This is a genomic window from Edaphobacter aggregans DSM 19364 (assembly GCF_000745965.1).
In the GTDB taxonomy this organism is placed as follows: Bacteria; Acidobacteriota; Terriglobia; order Terriglobales; family Acidobacteriaceae; genus Edaphobacter; species Edaphobacter aggregans.
Window position 1 is genome coordinate 1 of sequence record NZ_JQKI01000224.1, and the last position, 6,256, is coordinate 6,256.

General features: G+C 56.0%; 5 protein-coding genes and 1 pseudogene. 3 read left to right on the forward strand and 3 right to left on the reverse strand.

Annotated features, from left to right (window positions below; translation table 11 throughout):
- Nucleotides 1-472: 472 nt before the first annotated feature.
- The 3 genes from Q363_RS30025 to Q363_RS30035 all read left to right on the forward strand — a co-directional run bounded on the left by Q363_RS30025 (nt 473) and on the right by Q363_RS30035 (nt 2,192).
- A complete protein-coding gene (locus Q363_RS30025; protein WP_051979550.1) occupies nt 473-1,057 on the forward strand; it encodes a tyrosine-type recombinase/integrase in 585 nt (194 codons plus the stop codon).
- Nucleotides 1,058-1,167: 110 nt separating this feature from the next.
- Complete coding sequence (locus tag Q363_RS30030; protein ID WP_035358072.1) at nt 1,168-1,635, forward strand: excisionase family DNA-binding protein; 468 nt, start codon at nt 1,168-1,170, stop codon at nt 1,633-1,635.
- Nucleotides 1,632-2,192 (forward strand): PIN domain-containing protein, encoded by a 561-nt coding sequence (locus Q363_RS30035; protein ID WP_035358073.1) that lies wholly within the window; start codon nt 1,632-1,634, stop codon nt 2,190-2,192. Before Q363_RS30030 ends, Q363_RS30035 begins: the two co-directional genes overlap by 4 nt.
- A gap of 265 nt (nt 2,193-2,457) precedes the next feature.
- Here the strand turns inward: Q363_RS30035 and Q363_RS39525 are convergent, their stop codons facing one another.
- From Q363_RS39525 to Q363_RS30050, 3 genes and pseudogenes are all read right to left on the reverse strand, one after another.
- Nucleotides 2,458-3,501, reverse strand: a complete 1,044-nt coding sequence (locus Q363_RS39525; RefSeq protein ID WP_084080917.1) for a Tn3 family transposase — start codon at nt 3,499-3,501, stop codon at nt 2,458-2,460.
- Nucleotides 3,497-5,497 (reverse strand): annotated as a pseudogene (locus Q363_RS30045) (DUF4158 domain-containing protein); the annotation flags it as partial. The gene Q363_RS39525 and the pseudogene Q363_RS30045, both read right to left, overlap by 5 nt.
- A gap of 152 nt (nt 5,498-5,649) precedes the next feature.
- Nucleotides 5,650-6,021 carry a lipocalin-like domain-containing protein gene (locus Q363_RS30050; protein WP_084080918.1) on the reverse strand — a complete coding sequence of 124 codons (372 nt, stop codon included), beginning with the start codon at nt 6,019-6,021 and terminating at the stop codon, nt 5,650-5,652.
- Nucleotides 6,022-6,256 lie beyond the last annotated feature (235 nt).

Here is a 6,256-nt window from a genome sequence, read left to right on the forward strand (position 1 = left end):
GTGGCGAGAGCAGCACCCCGAAGGGCATGAACAGACATACATCGATTTCAACGTTCGAAAACCACCGGCTCAGAGTGTGCCACTGAACTTTGAGCCATCCCAGAAAGATTGATGTCGTTTTTCCTTTACTAGTAGAAAAGCGCCCTTTTGCTGACGATTATTACCCTTAACTAGTAGAAATCCTGATCCGTAACAAGTAGAAAAAGGGCTCAAACTAGTAGACCCGCGCGTCGATCAGGACGGCTCTCCAGGGGCGGCACGGGCCTTGAAGACCTTGCGGTCGACCAGTTTCTCCATCGCATCGGCTCGCTTAGCGGCTGCCTTCCAGCCAAGATCGGAAGCTGCTTTGGCATCCAGCATAGCGACTTTGCGGCCCTGCAAATTGCATGTCCGATTGTTCTACAAGTAAAGGAATATTTCTATCAATTACGGCATATTTCTACCAGTTACGGGAACATGCAAGTGCTTTGAAATGAATAAAAGCATTCTACTAGTAAAGGAAAAACGACAGCAGGCCAAGGAGCTGCTGACCGTTCCCGATCGCTCCACTCTGAAAGGGAAGCGGGACTATGTCATCCTGGCGTTGCTGGTAGGCTGCGCCCTCAGGCGGAACGAATTGGCCGAGCTCGACGTCGCGACCATCCAGCGAAGGGAAGGCAGATGGGTGCTGGCCGACCTCGAGGGCAAAGGCCGGCGTATCCGCACCGTTGCCATCCCCATCTGGGTGAAGCATGGCATCAATGCCTGGATGACCGCGGCCGGCATCGAAGATGGCCGGCTGCTGCGCTCGGTCTCGAAGAGCGGGAAGGTGAATCGTGACACGCTAAGCGACTGGGCGGTCTGGTCAGTAGTTGACCAGTCATCGAAGCAGATCGGCATCGAACACTTCGGCGCCCACGACCTGCGCCGCACCTGCGCCAAGCTGTGCCGGAAGAACGGCGGGGATCTGGAGCAGATCAAGTTTTTATTGGGGCACAGCTCAATCCAGACCACTGAGCGGTATCTGGGGTCGGAGCAAGACATTGAGATCGCGGTGAACGATAACCTCGGACTGTAGGCTCTCATAGTGAGCGACCCGCCTGACGGCTCTTACTAAGCAGGAAGAAATATAGTTGCGTTTATTTCGTTTATTTCGTTTATTTCGACTATAATTGGAGAGTGAAGAAGATGGAGGGCGCGATGATTGGCGAAACAGTAGTAATGCCACCGTCAGAAGAGGAACAGATTCGAGAGCTTGGTCGGATGCTTAAACTCGGCACACCAGCTCTCGTTGGTCCTCAAAACGAGAGAGTAGACCTGCCCGAGAGTGTCTACAACATTCTTAAAGACGTCGTTCGCTACATGGCTGCGGGTCGTGCGGTGTCACTGGTCCCGCAAAAGCAACAGCTCACTACTCAATTGGCCGCGAACTTACTTGGTTTTTCGCGACCCCACCTTATCAAGCTTCTGGAGTCGGGAGCAATTCCGTATCAAAAAGTGGGACAACACCGCCGTGTGATGTTGAAAGACGTCATGGCTTTTCAAAAACAGCGAGATAAAGCGCGCAGAACTGCGCTGGATGAGCTCGCCCGCGAAGCATATCAGGACGGTTCCTACGAAGGAACCGAAATTCCTGAGGGGGGCAGTGACGAGTGAAAGCCGATTACCCCGTCATCCTGGATGCATGTATTCTTCTGCCGATGCCTTTGGCAGACACGCTCTTGCGCATGGCGGAGTCCCCTCGGCTGTACTTGCCTAAATGGTCCGACGACATCATTGCTGAAGTTTCACGGAACCTTTTGGGGAAATGGAACAAGACACCGGAACAGGTCCAGCGTCGGGAGAATGCGCTTCGCGCGCATTTTCCCGAGGCTTGGGTCGAAGGATATACATCCTTGATTCCGGCTATGACCAATGACGAAAGGGATCGACACGTCATTGCGGCCGCAGTGAGCTCGGGAACAAAGCTTATCGTGACGTACAACGCTAAACATTTTCCTGAAAGTTCACTTGAGCGGTGGGGCATTGAGCGCCAAGGTCCATCTACTTTTCTTCTGCACTTGTACGACTTGGAGCCGGGAATCGTGGCTCAGAAACTGACCGAGCAGGCTCACAATCTAAGCATCCCTATTGAAGATTTGCTGCGCAAGTTACGGATTAACGTGCCGAGCTTTGTCTCTTTCTTCTGCGAAGAACAGGGGATAGAACTCTGAAAGCTGGTGGTGTGCCCAGGCAACCCAAGTCGCAGCATTACATTCAACGGGCTTACCTGGAAGCCTTTTGCGACCCGACGCCTAACGAAAAGAAGGGCGCACCATTCTTGTGGGTTCATTCCGCTAACCACGCGGTTCGGCGGCAGATCCCCAAAGAGTGCGCCGTAGAGAACTACTTTTATTGTCACGAGTTGGACGACGGCCAACGGAGCTTTCTCGGCGAGACCTTCCTTGCTCACCTACGGTAAGGATTCGTGTTGGATTGTCACACTGCGACCTGGGCTGTGCGGGTTATCCTTTCACCGTGAGGTGGCATTCTGAACTCTCGAACGCTGTCGAGGGGTTCTGGAACCCGGTCTCGATTTAGAGCGTAGCGCCCGAAGCGATTGAGATGTTCGGTCTGGTATGGACTGGAAGACGCGATGAGTTCTGTATCGAGCGCATGTCCTTCTGCGGCGAGCTGTTCCAGTGCTTTGCTCATGGTCACGACGTTGTGAAAGATCAACAAGTTAGCTACGAGATGGTTGTACTTGATGAACTTGCGCTGCTCATCGCGTATGCCTTCGGCGGCCAGTGCGCCGCCTCCGAAGGCGACCCACTGAACGAACTGATTGAAGCGTTCGCTCTTATTTGTTGCGGACTGGATCAGCCGCCGCAACTCCACATCAGAGAGATATTCGAGTAGAAAGCTTGTACGGACCGCATGACCCAACTCCCGGAAGGCGAAATAGAGTTTGCTCTTGCGCGAGTAGGTTGCCAGGCGCCGGAGAATGGTCGAGGGCTTGATCCTGCCGGCTCCGATGGATACCGCGACCCGCAGCATCTCCGGCAGCATGGTCTCGATGAGGTTCCAATCGATCGTCTTCGAGAACAGGAGATCGATGTGTTCGTATTGCAGTGCGGGCTTGGAGCGATAGAAGTTAAGTCCTTTCCAGTTGCGAATCCGGGGCTGAAGCTGGATGCCGAGCAGGTGCGCGAGCCCGAAGATCGCCGCGCTCTGGCCTTGCGTGTCGGCGTGGATCGTATCTGGCCGCACGTCCGAATCATTCTCGACGAGATAGTCCAAAATGTTGTGCCCCTCCCATGAGCCGCAGGTAGTGAACCGGGAGAAAAGCGCGATATACATGTCGGAAACCAGATAGTAGCCGATCCCTCCATAACCGCCGTACCGCAGATGATATTCGGACATGAGGTTCTGGGCGTGAAGATCCCATTTGGTTCCGTCGGCCGAAGCATGTTTGCCCAACCCCCAGATCTTCGGCAAGGAGAACTGGTTGTACCCGTTGATGACCGTCGTTGATGGCCTCATTCAGCTTGTCTTCGGTGACGTGTCGCTGGTCAACAAAGGCCACTTGCCTCCGGTCGAGGCCACGTATCGATCGCGACGTTTGTGTCGGACCGAAGTCGAATCCATAGCAGAAGGTGGTCACAAGATACCGCTCGGCGGGATTGGCGAGTTTGCTGTCATGGCCTGAGATCGGACCGAAGTGCCTTGTCCAGTTCAGCCACTCTTCGGTGTCCGCGAGGACGTCGAGAATGCCGACCGGAATCATTCGATCTTTCAAGAGCCGTTCAAACGATCGAAGACCGGCGGGGTCTGGGCTGCGCCGGAGACGCTTCAGGATCGCCTCTCCTTTTTCGATGCGCAGATATTCGTTCTCTGGAAATGCTTGATCTGCTTTGCGCGCCGCTTCTTCCAGCTTGCCTTGCAAGGCGGCGACAAAGGCCTTCGGCTCAGTGGGCACGCCAGAGCGCTCCCCATACGATGCCAGGTTCTGAAGGCACTCCTCTTCGCTCACGAACTGCTCTCTGAAATCGCTGTAGCGGTCGCTGCCGGGGATGCAAAGGTCCCCGGACTTCAATTCACGCATCACCTCCGTGATCGCGCACAGCTCGAACCAGCGCCGGGAGATATGCGTTGGTTCTCCCTGGGCCTTCGTGTCCGGCACCACAAAGGGCCACCACGGCTCGCCCACGAAGGAGAGATCGAGAGACGGAGCGGCTTCCTCGCCGGCCCCCTCCTCCCTAATAGGTAGTCGGTCCTGACGGCTTTTCCTGTGCGCAATCAAATATGCAATAGCGTCCGTCATGCTCTTGTCGGGCGATGTTGAGAGTAGTTCCACGCTCTCCAGGAAACTGTAGAGGGCCGCTCGCTGATGGGAGTAGAACCGGGTGAGAAAGGGGAGATAATTTCTTCCAGCAGTCGCCTGATGGGCCTCGCACTGCTCAAGGATGCGATCGGAGTCGGGTTCGATGAGCTCGCCAATGGCCGATAACCGCTGCTCCACCGAACCCTCGGTCCAGTAGGCCAGGGTCACGCCATGAAGCGTCGCTACGAGACTGTCCGTCCGTTCCACATGCTCGGCTTGATACTCCAGCAGAGCGGTGCGAGCTTGATTGTGCAGCCGCTGCACGAGCCGTACATACATGTCCCCGACGTCGTCCAATGCCCGGCCCATCTGAGCAAATACAAGTGTCGCAGCGAGGGTAAGACGCTTTGTTTCCGTCAAATCGTTCATCGATGTAACGTCAAGCGAACGGGCCTCAGCCGCAAACTGCTTCAGCTTCACATCTGGAATCTCTCGAAAGATGCCCGCGCCGATTGCCTGTTCCTTCAACCAGGCCAGATGGTCGAGAAACTCGCGGTTATTCTGAGTCGTTGGCTGCTTTGGTTCCCCCTTCAGCCGGTGCCACGGACTCTTGGTCTCGTCTTCGACTCGGGTCAGCATGATAGTCAGCCGTTCTCGCGCCGCCGCATCGAGCCGATCGCAAACCAGCGATTGATACTCTCGATTGGCCACGGCCCGGGCGTGCTGCGCGGCACGATGGAGAGCGGAGAACGCCGGAAGCTCGAACCGTTGCCGGACCAACTGCTCCAGCGCCACATTAATGATATCGGGGAGATCTTCCAGCGTCCGCGCGGCATCCTGGCTCGCGCGCTCCATCGCCTGCTGAGCCTCGTCGCCCCAGGCCTTGACCCCGGCGTAATCGCGAATCAGGAGCATGTGCCGGCGACGGGCCGAACTGGCACCGTAACGGAACAAATCTTCGGGAATTGAACCGTAGCCCGCGCACTGTGCCACATGTTCGAGTATGGGACGAGGGATTTCCGGCAGCGATACGAAGTACCCGAGACGCTGAAAGGTCTTGAGCAATGCCAGAAGACCGACGCGCGGCGCTGATTCTCTGGTCCGCTTCTCCGCCCACACCAACTCCACGAAGTTCGGCGTGTATACATCGGCCAACTCCTTGGCGGACGGAGCACTCTTCATCTGCGGATACGCCGTATCCCGGATTCCAGACATGTGAATGAGGGTTTATGGCTACAGTGCCTCATTCTAAAGCAAGTCGAGCCCAGTGTGACAATCCAACACGAATCCTTACCGTGGGTGAACGAGAAGCAGCGTGCCGCAAGACATCCATGTTTTCTGTGCTCCGCTTTGCATTCCGATTTCCTTTAGTAGTGCGCCCACGTGACAAACCAATGCTCGTCAGGCCGAGTTGACCGGATGATGAGGCGCCCATCAGGAGTGAACTCGAACTTGCGTGGGAGATCTTTGCCTAGGAGCAGGTCGCGTGTAATCGAACCCTGCACGTGGTGTGTCACTGTGTGTGCGGTCTCATCTACGTCGTAGCTGCCAAACGACGCTTCATATCCCTTTAGGACGTACTCGTTCGACAGCGTATCTGCCGAGGTTGGATACATCAGTTGCACGGACATGTGTCCGTCTCGCGTGTAGACCAGCATGCCTCTTGGCTGCTGACCAGATGCAGGCTTTCCATCTGGTCCGGGCGCGTCGATGCGGACTAGTACTACTGTGTTATAAATATACGCGAAGGCAACAAGGACACCTGGGCAATGATCGAGCGAGGTGGGTAGCGATCAGACGGCGCAGGGTGGCGATGGAGTGTGGATTATGCCGTTCGGTTCTTACCGGTAGCGCCTCGGGGCGTGAATGTTGCTGGCAAGCCGGGTAAGGGAAAGCGGATTTGGGCAACTTGGAGCGACGGGGAGTTGCCGGAGGGGGGAAATAGGCACCGCTCCTGCACCAGGAAGCCGTAGG

Excerpts from the sequence above, each read along its gene's own strand:
- Q363_RS39525 (WP_084080917.1), bottom strand. The coding sequence starts at position 3,501 with ATGAGGCCATCAACGACGGTCATCAACGGGTACAACCAGTTCTCCTTG.
- Q363_RS30025 (WP_051979550.1), top strand. The coding sequence starts at position 473 with ATGAATAAAAGCATTCTACTAGTAAAGGAAAAACGACAGCAGGCCAAG.
- Q363_RS30030 (WP_035358072.1), top strand. The coding sequence starts at position 1,168 with ATGGAGGGCGCGATGATTGGCGAAACAGTAGTAATGCCACCGTCAGAA.